The sequence below is a fragment of the Mesorhizobium sp. M0909 genome (assembly GCF_040319515.1).
Taxonomy (GTDB): Bacteria; Pseudomonadota; Alphaproteobacteria; order Rhizobiales; family Rhizobiaceae; genus Mesorhizobium.
This window is the reverse complement of the sequence record NZ_JAMYOA010000018.1, coordinates 1-19,175: the sequence shown is the minus strand read 5'-3', so window position 1 is coordinate 19,175 and position 19,175 is coordinate 1. Positions and strand designations below refer to the sequence as shown.

General features: G+C 60.0%; 7 protein-coding genes and 1 pseudogene. 4 read left to right on the top strand and 4 right to left on the bottom strand.

Annotated features, from left to right (window positions below):
- Nucleotides 1-141: 141 nt before the first annotated feature.
- Together NKH83_RS24140 and proA are read right to left on the bottom strand one after the other, a co-directional pair.
- Complete coding sequence (locus NKH83_RS24140) at nucleotides 142-4,071, bottom strand: AAA family ATPase (RefSeq protein WP_352807873.1); 3,930 nt, start codon at nucleotides 4,069-4,071, stop codon at nucleotides 142-144.
- A 529-nt stretch (nucleotides 4,072-4,600) separates the two neighbouring features.
- Complete coding sequence (gene proA, locus NKH83_RS24135; protein ID WP_352807872.1) at nucleotides 4,601-10,594, bottom strand: anti-phage protein ProA; 5,994 nt, start codon at nucleotides 10,592-10,594, stop codon at nucleotides 4,601-4,603.
- Nucleotides 10,595-10,951: 357 nt separating this feature from the next.
- Between proA and NKH83_RS24130 the strand changes: the two genes are divergently transcribed.
- Together NKH83_RS24130 and NKH83_RS24125 are read left to right on the top strand one after the other, a co-directional pair.
- Nucleotides 10,952-12,211 carry a metallophosphoesterase family protein gene (locus tag NKH83_RS24130; RefSeq protein WP_352807871.1) on the top strand — a complete coding sequence of 420 codons (1,260 nt, stop codon included), beginning with the start codon at nucleotides 10,952-10,954 and terminating at the stop codon, nucleotides 12,209-12,211.
- Complete coding sequence (locus tag NKH83_RS24125; RefSeq protein ID WP_352807870.1) at nucleotides 12,208-15,678, top strand: ATP-binding protein; 3,471 nt, start codon at nucleotides 12,208-12,210, stop codon at nucleotides 15,676-15,678. The genes NKH83_RS24130 and NKH83_RS24125 overlap by 4 nt, the downstream gene beginning before the upstream one ends.
- Before the next feature lie 1,238 nt (nucleotides 15,679-16,916).
- On the opposite strand, the gene NKH83_RS24120 is transcribed toward NKH83_RS24125, so the two are convergent.
- Nucleotides 16,917-17,156, bottom strand: a complete 240-nt coding sequence (locus NKH83_RS24120) for a hypothetical protein (RefSeq protein WP_352807930.1) — start codon at nucleotides 17,154-17,156, stop codon at nucleotides 16,917-16,919.
- A 17-nt stretch (nucleotides 17,157-17,173) separates the two neighbouring features.
- On the opposite strand from NKH83_RS24120, the gene NKH83_RS24115 reads away from it, so the two are divergent.
- Nucleotides 17,174-17,479, top strand: coding sequence for a hypothetical protein (locus NKH83_RS24115; protein ID WP_352807937.1), 306 nt, complete (start codon nucleotides 17,174-17,176; stop codon nucleotides 17,477-17,479).
- Here the strand turns inward: NKH83_RS24115 and NKH83_RS24110 are convergent.
- A pseudogene (locus tag NKH83_RS24110) lies at nucleotides 17,363-17,713 on the bottom strand (DDE-type integrase/transposase/recombinase); the annotation flags it as partial. The gene NKH83_RS24115 and the pseudogene NKH83_RS24110 overlap by 117 nt on opposite strands.
- Nucleotides 17,714-18,297: 584 nt before the next feature.
- Here NKH83_RS24110 and NKH83_RS24105 point away from each other — a divergent pair.
- Nucleotides 18,298-18,999, top strand: coding sequence for an IS6 family transposase (locus tag NKH83_RS24105; RefSeq protein WP_023722851.1), 702 nt, complete (start codon nucleotides 18,298-18,300; stop codon nucleotides 18,997-18,999).
- The last annotated feature ends 176 nt before the right edge of the window (nucleotides 19,000-19,175 follow it).

Genomic DNA, 19,175 nt, shown 5'->3' with positions numbered 1-19,175 from the left:
GGCACGACCGCGACGTCTTGGATGTTTACCCGCAACATCAGTTTTTGGCATTTCGCTACGCCTTCGGCAACGGCCGAGACGAGGCGCAAAGCGGGACTCGCCGCTTTTGGTCGCGATCGACTTGGTTTGCGCGTCACATCGCTAGACGTTGTAAAGCACGCCGACGATTTTCCGAGCGCCAACGACCGATGGAACCCCGCATCCCGCCTTTCCAACAGAAAGGACCTGAGACGATCCCATCCCGCCTATGCTCTCGAACAGCCTGAGATGGGAAAGGTCGCCAGGAAGTGCCGACCCCACCCGCTTGAAAATGCTTGATCCGTCATTGAGGAAAAGGGCAACGAGGGCGTCCTGATGATGCCCGAGGGTATCGAGTTCGATGTGATCCCCTCCAAGGACGACTTGCTTGTCCAGTGCGAGCGGCACCGCACTTTCATCGACCACGCGGAAGGCGACTGCGATCCGCTGCAACTCTCTGTTGACGTCAACAGCTACGGCCTCTTCTGGGCCATGATCGACGCGCACCCTGTGGTCGAAAATGATCCCGACAACTTGGTGAATTGCCGTTTCATCCTCGGGTAGAAAGACGGTTTTAGGATTGCGGATGCGCGGGTCCGGCGTCTCGGCAGTAAGGCCGATTAATCCGCCATTTGCACTGCGAACCAGCCGGCGCGCAAAAATATCCTTGCCGTGACGAGCGATCACAAGCCGCCGGTCCGCGCTTGGTGCTGCGATGGACTTAACGATCGCAAGACTGCCAGCGGGTGCCGCGAACCCGAAGTTGGCCCGCCTGAGATAGTATGCGACGCAGCCCTCAAGAGCGCGCGAATCCAGAATCTCTGGTTCGTCCTGAGTTCCCGTAGCCGCCCGGTGCCGGGTAAAGGCCGCCAAGTCAGGACAGATGATGACCTGCGGTGTGGAAAGCGAAGTAAAGTCGATCGCGGCTGGCGCCTCAAGCTTCTGCTTCGCTTCTGGGGCGTCCCGCCGGCGCCAGCGATAGCATTCTTCACGCATGTCCTCGGCAAGTTTGATCAGATCGACCAATTGGCTAGCGCATAACGCGACCTCTCCAGCAGTGATGTCTAGGCGACGTCCGTGATGGGCCTTGTTCATCAAGGCCAACACCGGGGAATTGTCACCCAACGCGGGGTGTTCAGTGAAACGCCTGAAAATGCCTGCGCCAAACATCCCGACCGATCCGGCACGCGCCAATGGGCGCATCCGCTGCACGAAATCGGCGAGCGTGGGATTCGGCGTAGCCTTCGCCCAGGATGAATGGGCCGGATCCTCGAACATGTCCCCAAGCTGCGCCTCGAGGAATACGCGACATCCATCGGCGAACTCGCGTGCGGGCTCTTCTTCATTTGGGTCGGCATCAAAGCGGTTCTTGCGATCAAGCAGGACGGAATGGGGTACGATCGTCCTGACGCGGGGCTGCAGCCGTGTCGCGGGATGCACCGCAAGATGCTCAATTCCGCCCGAAAGCTGGATTTTGGCAACTCGGCTGCTGAAGCGGGGATCATAGGACGTAACGATGACCTGGGCCCCCCCGCTCGCCAAGTTTCCGAGTGCGGCCGCCAGCCGTTCCCGGTTTTCGTCGTCAAGCAGCTCCTGGGGATCGTCAAGCACGAGAGTGGTCAGACCGCCACGCTCCTTCAGCACGTGCTGCCAGAAAGCGAAAAAGAATGCGACCAAACTCGCCCTTAGGGCCGACGCGTTCGTGACATGTTGGGCTGGAGCCGCGACACCTCCTGCTTGGACGACGAGTTCCAATTCGCCTTTGCGGCCCATGTCGGTATCGACGAGTTGGTGAGCCGTATCGGGAAAAGCGCCGAGATAGATCAGATGCCGCCATGCGGCGGCGTCAGTTCGAAGGATTTTGCGAAGCTGGTCGACTTGCCTGTCAGCCAGTGCTCCCAAATCAGCGAGTTGGCTGAGCGCCGTGCTTGCCGTCGCGTAATTGGCAAGCCGGATTTCAGCTGCCCGACGCGTCGCCAAGTGCTTCGAGAGCCGTGCACACTGGGTTAACGCGTCCGATATCGGCTCGGCTGCTTTGACGATGTTTTGAAGTTCCAACAGCTTCCCGGTAAGGGTTAGCTTCTCTGCAGGCTCTCCTTCCTTGGGCTTGCGCCCGAGTACGCGGGTGAGGACGTCCTTTGCCAATGCATCGTTGTTCTGGCGCCAACGGGCAAAGCGGATTGCCCGGTCAAGCCGCTCCAAGGCCAGTTGAAGGTCGCTACACCCTGCTGGCAAAGCGATGGCGGTGGGACCATCCAATTCCGCGCGATTCTCGAATACGCCATCGAGGCTCAAGGCCGTGGGGGACTTCAACTCGCCAAGAATGCCCGAAAACGGTGCGAACGAAAAAGCCTCTTCAACGAGCGCTTTTCTCAGAAGGTCGCACGGATTTGACGGCAAGTCCGTAGTCAACTCAGCGCGAAGCGCCTCGGGTAACGAGCGCAACATATTACCATGGGCATTTGCCGCCCAATGGGCAAGGGTTTGCGACAAGAGGTTAGCATTGGAAGCAGCCCCGGCTAGGTGTTGTTTGACCGGCTGACCCGTCACAGGGTCGACGGCATGTGAATGATCGCCACCACACACGACGCACCGGTCTTGGTCGCGTGCTGGGTCCGGATGATCCGTCATCCAGGCCTTGATCCGCGCATACAAGCGCGTTCGTGCTGCGCTTGACGGATTTTGCGCCAGTTCCTGGAGGGTACGCGCTTCCGTCAGAATGGCAGTCAGCTTGTCTTCGGCACCGCCGAGCTGGTCCGGGGTCAGTTTGCGGAGGTCGGCGAGTCGCGCGATCGACTTCAATGTTTGGGGCTGGCTGAAACGCTCGAGCGCGCGACCGATGTTATCTTCGAGGTCGGAACGCAGTTTTGGATCGGCGGGATCGAAACGCCCGCCAAGGATCTCTTTCGCGGACTCAAACGCCGATGCCTTTGCGTCGTCGAAGTGCGCCTTGATGGTCTTAACCTTTTCCTCAATGGCCTTGTCGTCCGACGGGACTGGCACCGCCATCGGCGGCTCAAGCCCAGCATGGGTCCGCAAGATTTTTTCGAGGTCGCCTTTGGCAACGTTGTAGTCGGCGTCCGCCTTATCGCGTTCGCTGCGCTTAGCCTTAACGAGGTCTTTGTCAATTTTGGTTTTCGCGCGGCGCGTATGTGCGGCAAGGTCCACCAGCGCAGATAACCCTGTAAGCTCTGACACTGCGCGCCCCAATTCTGACTCGGATCCCAACCGAATGAGCGGGAGTAGGGCTGGCATGACGGTGCCGATGCGAAGTGCGATAGGATCGACCCCAAGCGCGGATAGATCGGGTGGCAACTCCTTCAGCTTGCCCTGAAGCGAGCGCGTTATGCTTCGGCGGATTGGGGGAAGCTCCACGCCGCCGTCATCAACGAAGGTCAGTTCAACCCATGTATCTGCGAGAACCCAGTCCTTGTCTGGCCGGTACTCGTCCAGGAGTGGCATGGGTGTCAGTGAGGACAATTTGTGCGTTGTCCGCTCGTCCTCCGCATTGCCTATCCAGCAATCAAAGTCCTCCGGGTTTTCCGGCTCGCGCTGCGGCCGAAGCATCTGACCGGTGAGGGTCCAGATGACCGAATTGAGCAGGGAGGTCTTGCCGGATCCGTTCCGCCCTTCGAAGAGCGTGATTGGGGACCAGAACTCATGGACATAATTCTCCGGAGCCGCATCCGGTGTCCCAAACTTATGCAGGCCGGCGAACCGGTGGGCCTCAACCCTCTTCAGCCGAAGGCGCCGATTGTTCGCGTTCGCGGGCCGCGAGGGCAAGGCCTTCACGGCAGGTGGCGGTTGGGAAATCGCGTCCACGAGTTCTTCCGCATGCAGGGAGCGGACATCAGCACTCCAGGTTGCCGGGCCACGATTTTGATACCATCCCAACGCGCTACGCGTTGCAGTATCAGGCAAAGAAAATCTGCGCGCGTCTTCAATGAGAACTGGGACGCCTGTAATCAAATCGGCAACTAACGAGTCTATTGTGTGCAAATGCAGCGCACGAGCATTTAGCCCGTCGATGTTTTCGTCTGACCCTTCTTGCACCGGAGACGCCTTCACCAATGGTGTTGAGGTAGAGAGAGTGTGTGACACTAGCGAAATAATTGTTCGGTATCAGAAAATTTTGCCTTCGAGGGGGTGCCTGCCAACAACTTTGCAGTTAAGCGAGTCCTTTTTGCGCCAGTCCGCTTCTTGTCGGTTCCGGCCGGCGTGGGGCTTTTGGAAACAGTCGTGAGAAGCAGCGCTGGTTCGCAAGGCGCTCCACTACAATCTCACCCTGACCGTAGTAGCATGCATTCCCCACGGTTAGTTGCCTTCAACTTTGAACAATGCGGCACGACGGCGACGTCGATCAAAAGATCGGCGCTAGCTTCGCGGAAGGTGATCAAGATTCCCCCGTACAACTCGCGAGGTGACCCCCACGCGCTCGACGCTGAAACGCTCGACAGTTTTCCGGAATGGACAAGGGGCAGGGGCTTGCGGCCGGTTTTAGCCTTTCGCCGATACACCTTGTCAGCTTGAAGGCGCGTTCCGGACATTCGATCTTCGCCTTCTTTCGATCGTAAGCAAGCCATCACGATCCAGATTGGGTCGTCGCGATATGATGCCTGGCCCTAGCGATTGCTTCGTCCAGGCGCGTCCGTGAGACCGCCGCAAGCCGTTCGACCCCAAGGAGTCGCGCCATATCGCGTGCAGGATCGGGCATGTCCAGCAGTTCCGCATTGTCGATCACCACCGAGGCTAGTTCCGCCAACGGTATCTCGGCAATCGAACGCCGGGCCTCCTCATTGACGGGTAGACGATATGGCATCGGGTCCAAGACCTTGCCCTTCTTCCAAATGAACTCGCCGCTCGACTCTTGTGTCCTGTCCAGATCCCGCAAATGAAGATCAATCCTCTCGCGGATGCGTCCGCCCGTGCGGAGCCAACCATGGGCCCGAGCAATCCGTTGGGCGAGGACGTCTGTTCGCAATGGACTTTCAGTGTCGACGACGGTTTCAATCATGCCAAGCAGCGTCGCGCGATAGCCAAATTCGAAGAACTGATCGGGGTCTGCCCGCAGGCCACTGAGATCGGCCAACCGATACCGCCTGTCCGCGGTGCTGTCGGTAATAATTGGGCCCGTTATCGGTGGTGGTGCGGTCGTCTCAGCGGGGCTCGAAGCTGCCGGAATATTCACCGATACGAGTTCAGTCACCGCCACCGTCGGCGGCGATGGAAGCTCCTCGATTGGCGTCTGGTGGTCCTCGGCGATCTCCTCGGTCGGGTTGACCTGGCGCCCCATATCCCAGTGAGCCTCGGTCTCCGGTTCTTCGGCCGCACGTTTCGCCCGGCCCTCTTCCAGTAGGGTTTCCAAGCTGGTGTGCAACCGTTCGGCACATCCGTTGGCGTCGAACCACCAGTCCGTTGACCAGACGCGCAGGATGTTCCAGCCCAGCCCCTTCAGCACTTGTTCGCGAACCTTGTCGCGATCCCTTGCCGTCGACGACCGGTGATAGGTCGCACCATCGCATTCCACCCCCGCCAGGTAGGCGCCAGCCAAATCCGGGTGACGGATCGCGAGATCGATGCGGAAGCCGGAAATCCCGACTTGCGGAACGACAACCCATCCTCTCCGCTCCAGCTGCGTGGCTACGGCTTCCTCGAAGGGAGAATCGAAACCTCCGACAGATCCGATGTCCTGGGCCGGCAGCGCGATGGCGCCTCTCTCGGCATAGTCGAGGTATGTCTTAAGATGGTGAACGCCGAGCGCCTTGCTTCTCGCAGAGTCTATCTGGTCTGCCGTGAACCCGGAAAAGACGATGAGTTCCTGGCGCGCGCGCGTGACGGCTACGTTGAGACGCCGCTCGCCTCCGTCACGGTTCAGTGCCCCGAAATCCATAGGCGGTGACTTTCCGGAGGCATCCTTCCAGAATGTGATAGAGAACAGGATGACATCCCTTTCGTCGCCCTGCACGTTCTCGAGATTCTTGACGATCGTCGGCTCGACCCGATCTTCCGCGAAGAACCATTCGAGTTCAGGATGATCGCGGCGCGCGGCATCGAGCAGATCCAGTATCTGGGATTGTTGCTGGGCATTGAAGGTGATCACACCAAGCGTCGGCCGACCAATCTCGGGGAGTTTTAGCCAGCTCTTCATCCGCGCGACCGCCTCAGCCGCGACAGCATCCGCCTCGATCCGGTTGGTGCGGCTCTTGCCACGGTCATAGATGCCATTCGGCACCTTTCGCAGGCGCACCGCGCGGTCCTCGACCGTCGGCGAAGGAAATGTCACGAGCCGGTTCTGATAATAATGATGGTTCGAGAAAGCGATCAGAGATTCGCTTCGGCTGCGATAATGCCACCTCAGATCGCGCACCGGAATGCCGGACGCCCTTGCTTCGTCCAGAATGCTTTCCAAGTCTTTCTCGTGGTCGGCGATCTCCTCTTCCTCCTCGTTGCGTCCGAAGAAATTGGTCGGCGGCAACTGCTTGGGATCGCCCACGATGATGGTCTGACGCGCCCTGGCAATAGCGCCCACCGCGTCCCAGGTGGTGATCTGCGAAGCCTCGTCGAAGATCACCACGTCGAACAGAGCCTGGTTCGGGGGAAGATACTGGGCAATGGAGAGCGGCGACATCAACATGCAAGGCGCAAGCTTCGAAAAGCATTCCGGCATCTTGCCGATCATATCCCGGATCGACTGGTTCGGCCGCTGAAGCTCCATCTGGTGGCGCAGCAGTCCCAGTTCCGAGTTGCGCGAAACACCTTGAACCGCTGGCAGGCCATGTGCGATTGAACTGGTGACGCGCTGCGCGGCATGCGACCGCGCCAGATCGTCGATCTCACGGAACTCCTTGATGGCGTTCTCGTGCTGAAACTTACGGAAGTTTCGCAAGACAAGATCCTCATCAAGGACCTTCGGGAGCCACCAACGGGCATAGCCAACGCGAAACGTCGAGCGCGCGTTTTCGGGGCGGATGGCTCCCGTCTCGATCTGTTCGACCAGAGGGGCCAACTTGCTGCTGATTGCGCTGCTCCTGGCCCGACACCAGGCCGACCAGTCGCGCAGCAGATTTCGCGCGCCTATCAGAGCACCGAGCTTCATGTTGAGCGCGGCGAGACCTGTGCCATCGGCGCTGTCGGGAACGTCCCGCCCGGCAATCTCACCGAACACCCGACGCGCGACCTCAAGGCTTTTTGTAGCCGCGAGAAGCCGATCTCCCGCTTGGCGTATCCTGTCATTTTCCAGCGTGCCCCGAAGGCTCGGCGCGACAGAACGCAGGACGGATCGTATTTCCTCTTGAGAGCATCCGGGGATACGCAGAGCACCGCGAAGGCGTTGAGCGAGATCGAGGATGTCCGTCACCCCCTTGACATCCGTGGCAAGGCCATCGATCCGCAGCGGCTTCCCAGCCAACAGGCTTTGGTCGATGGCGGAGAGTGCTTGCTTCATTCGCTGCAGCAGCGGCAGGTCCCGGCCGGGGTTCGCGGTGCCGAGTTCAGCATGGCCCTGCAGAAGCTTCTGGACCTTGCGCTTGCCAAGCGTGGAGTTCGGCCAGAACGATGCCTTCGCTTCGCGCCATTGACGCTCCAGACCATCCGGATCCAGCTCCCGGACCTGGGCAAGGCCATAGCTAGCGGCAAGGCCTCGCTCAGCTTCGCGATAGGTTTCGATCGAACGTCCCAAATCAACGAGCGCGGTCCTGCACTGTGCGAAGTGCCGGTCGAACGCAATCGAGATGTCGCGACCTCGGCTTTGGCTCAGGACCTCCGCCAGGCTTGCAAGGCTCTCAAGTACCGCGCGCGGCACCGGCTCTTTGGCGCCGAGGCCCAGACTGGCGAGGTAGTCCCCGATCGAGCTCGTCAATAGTTCGATTGCTGTCTGAAGCGATTTCGCTGCGGAAATCAGGTTTTCTTGCCAACCGATGCTCCACTCTCCAACATCGATCAGGTCGAGTGCCGGCTCACGGTCAACGGATGCAAAAACAAGGCCCACTTCTGCGGCAAGCTCTTCCAGATCGAAGAGTGTTTGCGCGTCATGCGTATCGCGCGCCTGCCATGTGAGCACAGGCGCAGGCTCATCTGCCGATCTAAGTGCGATCCCCAATGCCAGATAGGGCGTCCAGCCATTTGAGTAGCGTTTGTGAAGCGCCTCGACGTAGGCATTCAACTCATCGCGCCTTACGCGAAGCCGCTCGTTGATGGCGACCCATTCGGACGCGTCGGTCCGGCCGCCATGTTCCCAGGAAGATTTCAACTGCCCGAGAAAATGCTTGCGATCGGCCTTGTTCGAATGCAGCTCGATACAGTGATTTCCCAGGCCATGTTCCCGCAGCCGGCGATAGACGACGTCGAGAGCCGCCGTCTTCTCCGCCACGAAAAGGACCGTCTTCCCCACACCCAGGCAGTTGGCGATCATGTTAGCGATGGTCTGGCTCTTGCCCGTACCCGGGGGACCCACAATGACGAAGTCATGGCCCTCGGCAGCCGCGAGACTGGCGGCCGTCTGCGATGAATCCAACGGCAGAAGGCTTATGATGCTCGAGGGCGCATATGCGCGGTCCAGGTCCCGCTCCTCGTGAAACGGCGACTGTCCATCTGCGGCCTGAAAGGCCTGCTCCGGTGTGTCGATGAGGTGGCGCACGACCCTGTTTTGGCGGAGCGCCTCGGTCCGCTGGACCAGATCCTTCCACATGAGAAACTTCGCGAAGGAAAAGGTTGATAGCGCGGTCTCGTCGATCACCTCCATCCCGGGAACGTCACGCACCGCCTGCCGCATCATGGTGAGGACCCGCGGTACATCAATGCCATTGTCGTCCAGCGGCAGATCGCCGCCAAACTGCGGAAGGCGCAGATCAAAGTCCCGCTCCAGGAACTGGAGAAGCGTTGCGTTGAAACGGGGTTCGTCTTCATGGAAGCGGATTGTGAAGCGCGAAGTCGCACTGCGGCGCTCGAGCCGTACCGGCACGAGAAGAAGTGGTGCCCGATAGCTGCGGTCATCGTCCGGCTTCTTTTTCCAGCGCAGGAAGCCCACCGCGAGGAACAAAGTATTTGCCCCTCCCTCGGCGAAATCGTTACGGACCTGTCGATGCAAATCGATCAGCCTGGCGTCCAGCTGACGGGCATCCAGCGTCGACGGCAGCTCGTCCCTGAGCAGAGCCTCCGCCGCAAACCCGCGCTGAAGGTCGCGTCCGTGGACGTCGCGATAAAGCACCTCGTCGCGCTCACCCAAGGGGTTCTGCTCGGGGAGCGATATGAGACGGATAGCGACACCATTTGCGAGCCGATCCTCCAGATAGGCCACGTCGGTGCACAGAAACGGGATCGTCTTCTTCGAATCCGGGAGATTGAGGAGCCGGTTGCGCAGGGTCAGATCGAGGAGCTTTTTCTGCCAGCGGTCGATACGCCCGGCGGCATTGGTCGGCTTGACCTCGATGGCCTCGGCCGGTAATTCGCCAATCGCTGGCGCCGCAGGAAGGGGCAAAACGGTAGCCACATCCGCTTCATCCTCGACGGCGTTGCGGCGAATCCGCTCGTGTGAGGCGAGCGGCGTTATGCCGCCGCTGCGGGAGCGGCGCACGTCTATAGCCGCGACAAAGGCATGCGCCTGGTCTTCCGCCAGACGGTTGCTCAACGCGCCTTGCGCGCCGTCGAATGTAAGCGCAGGTCGGTGGGTGACGCCAGTTGTCTCGAAAGCAATGAATTCGCGGGACGCCAATGCCTTCCGGACCTCCATCTGATCCGTCTCAATGGCATTGGCAAAGGTTCTCTTGGTCAGCCAGACGCCGGCCGCCGCATGCCCATCGAACATCAAGATGCCCGGATGCAAGCCGGCAGCCTCCAGCGCCGCGGCAAACAGAAGCGTGGTGTCGAGGCAGGTCGCAAGACGCTCTTGCGCGATCGTCGTCGGGCGCCTGATCTTCTGGCCCCGGCTCTCGAAGCTGGCCGGCGGCTCCGCATAGTGCAATCCCATCCCGGCGATCGCCGAATAGATGGCCGCGGTCAGCATGTATGCCCGTTGGGGACTCTGGGATTGATATCCGTCCAGGCCACTCGGGTGACCATGCGCTACAAGTCGTTCCGCCGCGGCCCGCAGGATCTGCGCCACACCCGGATCGTTCGGCATGGCGAATGCTGGCAGCAATTGAGCCATATCTGCAACGCCACCCCATTCGTCGCGCGCGAGCAGTCTGACTGTCAGGCGTCTTTCATCGAGAACGTTGCCCGCTGATGACAGGCGAAGCGTAATCTCACCGCGTTCGGCCTCATTCAGGCCAGCAAGATAACCTGCATCGAGTTCGACTTTGCGGTCGCTCAGCGCAAGCCTGTCGCCGGGGATGAGCCGATCGACTGTCCACGTCTTCGGTCGCAGGAACGACGGTGAAGATGTCAACTCAAGACGGCAGTGTTCAAAATGAGCGGCCGAGTTGTTTTCAATTCGTATCGAACGAATGACCGGTATCGCGTTCTGATAGGATGCATATGTGAAGCTGGAAGCGACATCGGCAACGATGGATGGCGCAGCAGAAATATCGGATGCGGCACTGTCAATTGTTGCGTACTGAGAACTATCGGCTGATTCCATTGATGCAGTACCCCCCTTGAGAGACTAGCGGCTTTTTTCCCTCTTGTCGTGCTTTTGGATGTCAGATCAGAACAAGAAGCCCTTTTGTCAGCTTGATAGTTTGGATGTAGAGATGATTTTTCTGGGAGAGCGGATCGCAGCATTTCCCGGCGAAACCCATCGAGGCCCCTGTCGCACCGTCCAAACCCATGAAAGAGAATGCCGAAAGCGGTTGGGCTTTGCTAACCGGGTGCGAAGGGCGGCGAAGCCGGCCTAGCAAGCTCCTGAACGGAAAGTCCCTCAGCTCGAACCGCTGGGACCAGTGCTGAGAAATTCGCGTCGAACCACGTCCCGCCGTTCGGCGCCGGAGATAGCCCAATGGCATTTCGCTTCATCCATACGGCCGACATTCATCTCGACTCGCCGCTGCGCTCGCTGGCGATGCGGAACCCCGATCTTGCCGAACTGGTGGGAGACGCCAGCCGTCAGGCCTTTGTCTCCATCGTCGACCTTTGCCTTGCGGAGCGGGTCGATGCCCTCGTCATTGCCGGCGATCTTTACGACGGTGATCAGACGTCGATGAAGACGGCACGCTTCCTGGCCATGCAGATCACCCGTCTCCACCAGGCCGGTGTCAGGGTCTTCATGATCCGTGGAAACCACGACGCCATGTCGCGGATTACGAAGCAGCTCGTGTTTCCCGACACTGTGACGCTCTTTGGTGGCCGTGCCCAACCGGTGCTGCAATCAGCCGGAGGCCTGGACGTCATGGTCCATGGCTTGAGCTTCGCAAACCCAAAGGCGCCGGAGAGCCTGCTGCCCAAATACACGGCTCCGCGCGAAGGAGTGGTCAATATCGGCATCATGCACACCAGTCTGGCCGGATCGCCCGGACATGACGTCTATGCCCCCTGCAGCGTTGCCGATTTGCACGGCCATGGTTTCGACTATTGGGCGCTGGGCCACATTCATGTTCGCAAAGTCCATCCCGGCGCGCGTACGGTGGTGATGCCGGGAATGCCGCAAGGTAGGGATATCAATGAGGCAGGAGAGAAATCCGTCACCCTGGTAACGATAAGCGATGACCGGACCGTCGCGATCGAGGACAGGCTGACCAGCGTCGCGCAATTCCAGCGGATGAATGTTAATCTGACCGGGACGCTGGAATGGCCCGAGGCCGTCGGACGGATCCGGTCCGCACTCGAGCAAACCCGGGCCTCCGTTCGATCCCGCCATGCTGTGGTCCGCCTCGGTCTGACCGGTACGTCGCCTCTGTCCTGGAAAATAATCCGCGACAGGGATCTGCTGCTCGGCGAGGCTGAACAAGCAGCCGAACAGGTGGGTGATGCGTGGATCGAAAAGCTCGAGCTCGATCTATCACCGCCCAATAGTGATACATCCGACAGCGCTGCCGATCCGGTGCTGGAGCTCGCGCAATCAATGCTCGCCTTTGCCAAGTCGGAAGCTTTTCGAGCGGAAGCCAAAGCCCTCGTTTTGAAAGCCATCGCGGATCTACCGCCAGACGCGCGCGACTTTGCCGGAAAGGACGAAGCCGCACTGGACGTGTTCCTCGACGGTGCTCTCGCCCGCGGCGCCGATCTGGTCACGGCCCGCCTCAAGGCAGGCGGGCAGCAATGAGACTGCGGCGCCTCGACCTCATTCGCTACGGGAAGTTTACCGACAAGGCGCTCGACTTCGGGCCAAAGCCGGAGTCCGGACCCGATTTGCACATTGTGTTCGGCTTGAACGAGGCTGGAAAATCGACAGCACTTTCCGGTTATTTGGACCTACTGTTCGGCATTGAGGAACGCAGCCGCTACAACTTCCTGCATGAGTATAGCGCCATGCGCGTCGGCGGCGTGCTCGAACTCGCCGGCGAAGAACAGACCTTTTCGCGCACGAAACAACGCAGCAACTCGCTGCACGATGCAGCCGGCCGGCCGGCGAGTGAAGTCGCGATATCCGCACATCTGGCAGGCCTGTCGCGCGAAGCCTACAGCACCATGTTCTCACTGGACGACGAGACGCTGGAAGCAGGCGGAAAATCGATCCTGGAATCGCGCGGAGACCTGGGCAAGCTGCTTTTCGCGGCCAGCGCCGGATTGGGGCATGCCAGTGACATCCTGAGCGCGCTCGAGGCGGAAGCAGACAGCCTCTATCGCAAACAAGCACACGGAACCGAACTCGCGCTGCTCAAAAAGCGGTTTGCCGAACTGAAGTCCCGCAAGGATGCAATCGACACGTTGGCCTCCACCTTCGAGACATTGGAGGCGGACCGTGTCGAGGCCGCGGAAAAATACGATCGCAGCATAGCTGAACGATCGGTGCTGTCGGCTCGCCTGGAGACAATCGCGAAGTATCTGCGCGCGGCTCCCCTTGCGGCCGATATCCAGCGGAAGGCCGCTCGGCTTGCCGAATTGCCTGATCTGGCTTCGCCGCCCCGGACCTGGACGGGGAGTGTCGCCGAAATGATCGATCAGGATGCCAGCCTGCGAACGCGCCAACTGGCAAACGACGACGAAATGGAGAGGCTAAGGGCGAAGATCACGGCGATCACCGTGGACGAGGCGATCCTCGCAATCTCAGAACAGGTTCGCGGACTGGCCGATCGCAAGGCGCGATATGTTTCTGCGGGCCTGGATCTGCCCACCCGCAGGACCGAGCTTCAAATCCTCGACAACGCCGTCGCGAATTGCCTTGCCGCCTTGGGAAAACACACAGAACCGGAGCCAGCTTCGCTTCTCCTGCCCGCCGCCATTGTGGGGACCGTTCGCAATATGGTCGAACAGCGATCCGGAATAACCACCAGCGTGCGTGTTGCCCGCGATGAGGCCGCGGCAGCCCTGGATGCGCTTCACACGGCGCGGCACCGGATCGGTGAAGAACGCGCTGTGCCTGAACCTGCCAGGGCAAGGCTGACGGCAGCAGTGTCAAAGACGAGAGCAAGTGGGCATCTGAGCGAGATAAAGGCGGCGCGTGAGGCGGAAGACTCGAGTCAAATTCGTTGGCGGACAGCAATCCGGCGTCTCCAGCCGTGGACGGGGGACGCGGAAGATCTCTCAGCGATGTCAGTTCCAAGCGCCAGACAAATCGCGGCCTGGAAGACACTTTCGGCAGAGCATGAGAGGAACAGAGCAGTCCTTTCCGAACGTCTGACGGAGCAAGAGCAAACGCATGCCTCGCAGTTGGCACATTTGGAGGCCATCCGGTCCTCGGTCGATGTGGCGGATGATGAAACCGCAATGGCCATGCGGCAGAAGCGGGACGAGGCTTGGAAGGGCCATCGCGACAGGCTGATCGCGGAGACGGCGGACATTTTCGAGGTGGCGTTGGCTCGTGACGATGATGCTGCAGCAACCCGTCTGGTCCACGCGCGCGAGCTCGCTGAAATCCGAACAACGATGCGAAGCCTCGCCGAAGGCGTCACCGGCATCGCGCGCACGGTTGATCAACTGGGGCAGCTCGCCTCGAGCGCGAAAGCGGCACTCTCAGAAATCACCGCCGCAGCGAGAGACTTGCTTGGGACGTGCCAGGAAACCTCGCCTGAGCTTTTGATTGGGCTGATCGAGGAGCGTAGCTCCGCCCGCGCCGATGCGCTCGCGGCCTGGGACGAAATCTTGGTCGCGCGCAAGAAGTTTGAGCGGGCAACTGACGATGGGGCCCTGATACGCCTCGAGGTGAGAGCGGCCCTGGAAAGCGTCGGGATACAGCCGGAAGCGAATGAGAGCCTGGAGGCCATGGTGGCCGTTGCTGAACGGTTCATCGACAGGCAAGCCAAGGTCGATGCGGAACGCGCCGAGGCGATCAAAACGGTGAGCGCTAGGGAGGAAGATCTTGCAATCAGGCGCCGCGCCCTGGAGGTGGCGGAAAGCCGTGAGGAGGATTGGGTAGCCGACGTTACCGCAGCCCTTAAGGGCACTTGGTTGGAAAGCGGAATTTCCGCGCCTGGCGTCGGCGGCGTCCTCGATCAGTTGGTGGAGCTGTCAAAGGCCATCCAGGATCGCGACGCGATGCGGTTGCGTATTGCGAAGATGGAAGCGGACAGGGGCACGCTCATCGAGGAGGTTACTGCTGTCGCAAGACAAATAGGTGAGCCGGCGGACAAGGCTGACCCGGAACAGTTGGCCATCAGGCTTGCCGAGCGCCTGGAGCGCGCCGATCGTGCCCGCGAGACAAAGGCGACCCTGCTCGTTGACCAGCAGCGCTTGGAGGATGTTCGTGACGCGCTCGATTTGGAGGTCGCGATGCACGAGCGAAGCAAGCAGGATGTGTTGACCGCCTTTAGCGTGGCCACCCTGTCCGAAGTCGTTGAGCGCGATGAATTGCTTAGGGAAAGGGACCGCTTGCGTGCCGCCTTGACCAACCTTGAAGAACAGCTGTCGGCTGAGCTCACGGCAGACGGTGCCAAACAAGCCCATTCGATCCTGGATGGTCTTGACTTGCATGGGCTTGCGATCGAGAAGGCCGAAAGCGAGCGGCGGCTTGGCGATCTCGATGAACTGATACAGCAACAGCTTATCCGGCGGACCCGTGCGGCCGACAAGCTGGACGCCATTGGCGGCGACAGCGCGGTTGCCCGAATAGATGCCGAGCGTCGCACCGTGCTTCTTGAAATCGAGGAGAGGGCGGTTCGGTATATCGAGCTGAAACTGGGAGTAATGTCCGCGGCAAACGCTCTGAGAGTGTATCGCGAGCAGCATCGCTCCGGGATGATGGTCCGGGCATCTGATGCCTTCGCGCTTATCACACGCGGTCAGTACGCGGGCTTGGCGACCCAGCCGGTGAAAGGCGGCGAAGTCCTAATTGCCATGCAACGCGACGGGCATTCCAAGGTTGCCGACGCGCTGTCGAAGGGCGCTCAGTTTCAGCTGTACCTAGCCCTGAGGCTCGCTGGCTACTACGAGTTTGCGCGGCTTAGACCCTCCGTGCCCTTTATCGCCGACGATATAATGGAGACCTTCGACCACGTCCGATCCGAGGAGGTCTTCAAATTGTTTGGTGAGATGGCATGTGCCGGTCAGGTTATCTACCTCACGCATCACCAACACCTGTGCGAGATCGCCAAGGCAGTCATTCCCAGCGTGGCGATCCATGAGCTCGGATAGTTGTGCTCGTTTTCCGTTGGTGCAAATGATCGCCTCGGGATCAATCCAGGCGTCCAATCCCCATGTCGTAGGCGGTCGCAATGGACCTTCCATGCGTGCACCACAACATCGGAAGTTGGCGCCTCAAGGTGGCAACTGAAAACCTGGCCCAGCGCATGTTCATGATTTGTGCGGCATAAAAGGCAGTGTGGAAGTTGAAAGTTCAGGACCCAAAGGGGCCTCATTTCATTCCATTGAACCCGCCTTGGCCGGATAACCCTTTGCGACGTAGCTAAGAAGGCGGCTTCATAGCCGAGCGCGATGGCGAAGATGCGCTAGTCTAAGTCTAGACGCATCAGTGAATTTTTGCATGCGCATCGCTGCCGACACCGCCTGGCATGATTGTCCTGCTCGAAAACGGCTGCGGCGATCGCGGCAACGCGATCGATGCGATCGTTTAGACAGAGGCCTCCGCCTGGCATCGAGCAACATGCACGGAGGTACGCAAAGCGCAAATTGCATCAAGTATTTGAGGGGACGAGCCCCCGCGCCAAAGAGCTTGCGCTGCGTCCATCGTGCCGCCGCACTCGGGGGCGTGACGATCGACCACGATGGCCTATTCTTTTGCAAAGTCGAATGTCCCTATTCCGAAGGCGAGGGAAAAACTCCGACCACAGCGAAGAATAGTAACAACACGGGCGACACAAGCCGCCTTGCCCTGTAGCGGAGAAGGTGGTTGCGGTGCTCTCACTGACACGAGATCGCAAATGGCACGTGGGTGAGCACCAGAACTGGCGACACCCATGGTGATCGGCTTGACTCGCTGGAGGAAGCACAAGGCCTCGGCGGGCACAGGCGCAAGCGACGGGTCGAGGCTGGCCGCGCGGGATCTGATCGAAGCGTAGTCGGACAAGCAAGCGGCGTAGTGCCCTACCTCGATCTTCCTAGAAGCGCGCCGGCAGCCTGGGCGGGGGGCTTGGGGTTAGACTGCCGGCGCACGCAACTCATGAAGAGCGGCCCCATTTAGCAGTTAGGACACCCATAGTCAACCCGGCAGCGTCTGGATGCCCGCTGTGCTCTTTTCAGAGCGGCGCGCGATGCCCGGCCATGTCGGCCGATCCTGCCTAGGATGGTGGGCCACTCTCGTCGGCCGAGTTGATGCTCCAGCCAGTATCGCCTTGCCGACCAGCATGAGTTCGCCGTTAGCAATCCATCGTCGCGAGCCGAGACCGAGGTAAAAAGCGCGTGTTATCGACTATCTAGCTGACGCTCCCGCTGACGCCCTCGAGTGCGCATGCTATGGCCCGTTCGCACATCTTGTGAATAGTACTGCCCCATGCACCTGAAACCGCCTCCTGGGACCAGGCTTGCTCAAGCCCTTGCTTCAACACGATTGATCCGACGTCAAGGGAAGCGGTTTCGAGGTGCCGCAGCGCGTCCATGATGATGGCCGCCGCGGGGGCCTCGCGGACTTCGAGAACCTTTTCACCGGTTGAGATGTGTTCGAGCCCGGTTGTTGAAATACTGGCTCTTGCGGATTCTGATCGACTTCAGTGCTCGTCGCGATCGATGCCGCAGGCGATTTTCTGCAGCAAATGACCTTTCCGAAAAGTTTGCGACAGAACCCGCCGACGCCGCTCTCATCGAAGCGGATGAGGCTCAGCTGCCTCCCACCGTTGCCGGCCGAGGGCTGCTGCTGCAGAATTCATGCGGGCGTTCCAGTCACGGCCTTCCATTCGGCGATGGCTTGCAGGCGATGAACATGTATGGCGAGAGCAGAACGTTTGGGGCGGGGCGGGACGAAGAGGTTGCGGAGGGCTGACAAGGTCGAGACGAAGCGTTGCAGGCCTCCCGGCGATCGGACCCCCTGCATCATCCGCTCCCGTTTTCGCGGCGGCACATGGGAATTCTCCGCTCTGTTGTTCAACCCCTTGTGCGACCGGTGCTCGACACCCGGCATCACCTGTCGCTTTGCCGCTCCATACGAGCGCAGCTAGTCGGTGATCATGCGCTTCGGCGCGAGCCCCTGCTTCTTCAACAGCCGCGTCAGCAAGCGCAACCTCTCGTAGGGTGCGCTCTCAGATTTCGTTCCTGCGCATCTGCATCGATCAAGTGACGTTCATGTCCGGCCTTGTTATCTCGATACTGGCTAAGCGTCTACGAATCTACGCGCCGCATAACGAGCTGAAACCTGCGACTGGCCGATTGCTGGAGGACGGCTGCGAATTTGAGCGCGGCGAGATCTCCCGATCACTGGCCTGCCTGAGAGGACGGCACGGCGGGTCCTCAGCGACGTGATTTCGCTTGGCCTGCTGGCGCGTCCGAAACCCCGAAATGGCCTGTGTCGCTGCGCTTTTCCGCCGATGCCCTGGATAGGCTGTTTCCCAAGCTGCTCCCGGAAACATAACGTCCTCAAATAGGACAGGCTTAACGATGGAGGTAGAATTCGGATACTACCCGTCGCCCCTTTTTCTCTCTCTGATGGCGCCATCGAAATCCGAACGCTCCCCGGTTGGATGAAACTGTTGCGCTGGTCGGTTCCGAAGTGCGTGGAAGACATTGGCTCTATGCATCGCCGCAAGAGGTCTCTCGGCATCGTCAACTTAACGAAGCGTGGATACCGATGTGCGATGACGGGCTATGACAGAGCGTGACCCACTCTACCGCCGCCATCGCTTCCCCGCCGAGATCATCGCCCATGCTATCTGGCTCTATTTCCGTTTTCCTCTCAGTTTGCGAATGGTCGAGGACTTGCTGGCGGCACGAGGGATTATTGTCTCGCATCAGACAGTCCGGCTTTGGGCAGAGAAATTCGGGCGGACCTTTGCCAGCGAGATCCGCCGCCGCTCAGCGGGTCGGCTGGGTGACAAGTGGCATCTCGACGAGGCCGTCGTTTCGATCCGCGGCAAGAAGCACTGGCTCTGGCGCGCCGTCGATCAGGACGGTTTCGTCCTGGAGGTTCTGGTGCAAAGTCGTCGCAATGCCAAGGCGGCCAAGCGTCTGATGCGCAAGCTGTTGAAGGGCCAAGGCCGCGCGCCGCGCGTGATGATCACCGACAAGCTTCGGTCTTACGACGCTGCAAAGCGAGAGATCATGCCGGGTGTCGATCACCGTTCGCATCAAGGCTTGAACAATCGGGCGGAGAATTCCCATCAGCCAGTCCGGCGACGGGAACGGATCATGAAACGCTTCAAGTCACAACGCCATTTGCAGCGCTTCGTCTCAATTCATGATCCGATTGCCAACCTGTTCCACATCCCCCGCCACGAAATCTCCTCCAGCCATCATCGCGAACTGCGTTCAGAGGCAATGAACCTCTGGGCAAAAATCGCGCGGGCTTGAACCGCCGTGGGGCAAGCGGGCTACGACCGCCTCGCGCTCTTTAAGTTTACGATGCCCCCGCAACTGCTCAGCAGAAGGAAGTGAACGTGAGTGCATCCATTTCGTAAATGTGTGTCTATCCAAGCAATCGATTTCTCTAATTATCCGATGAGCAATATGAACGCGTCAGGCAGGGT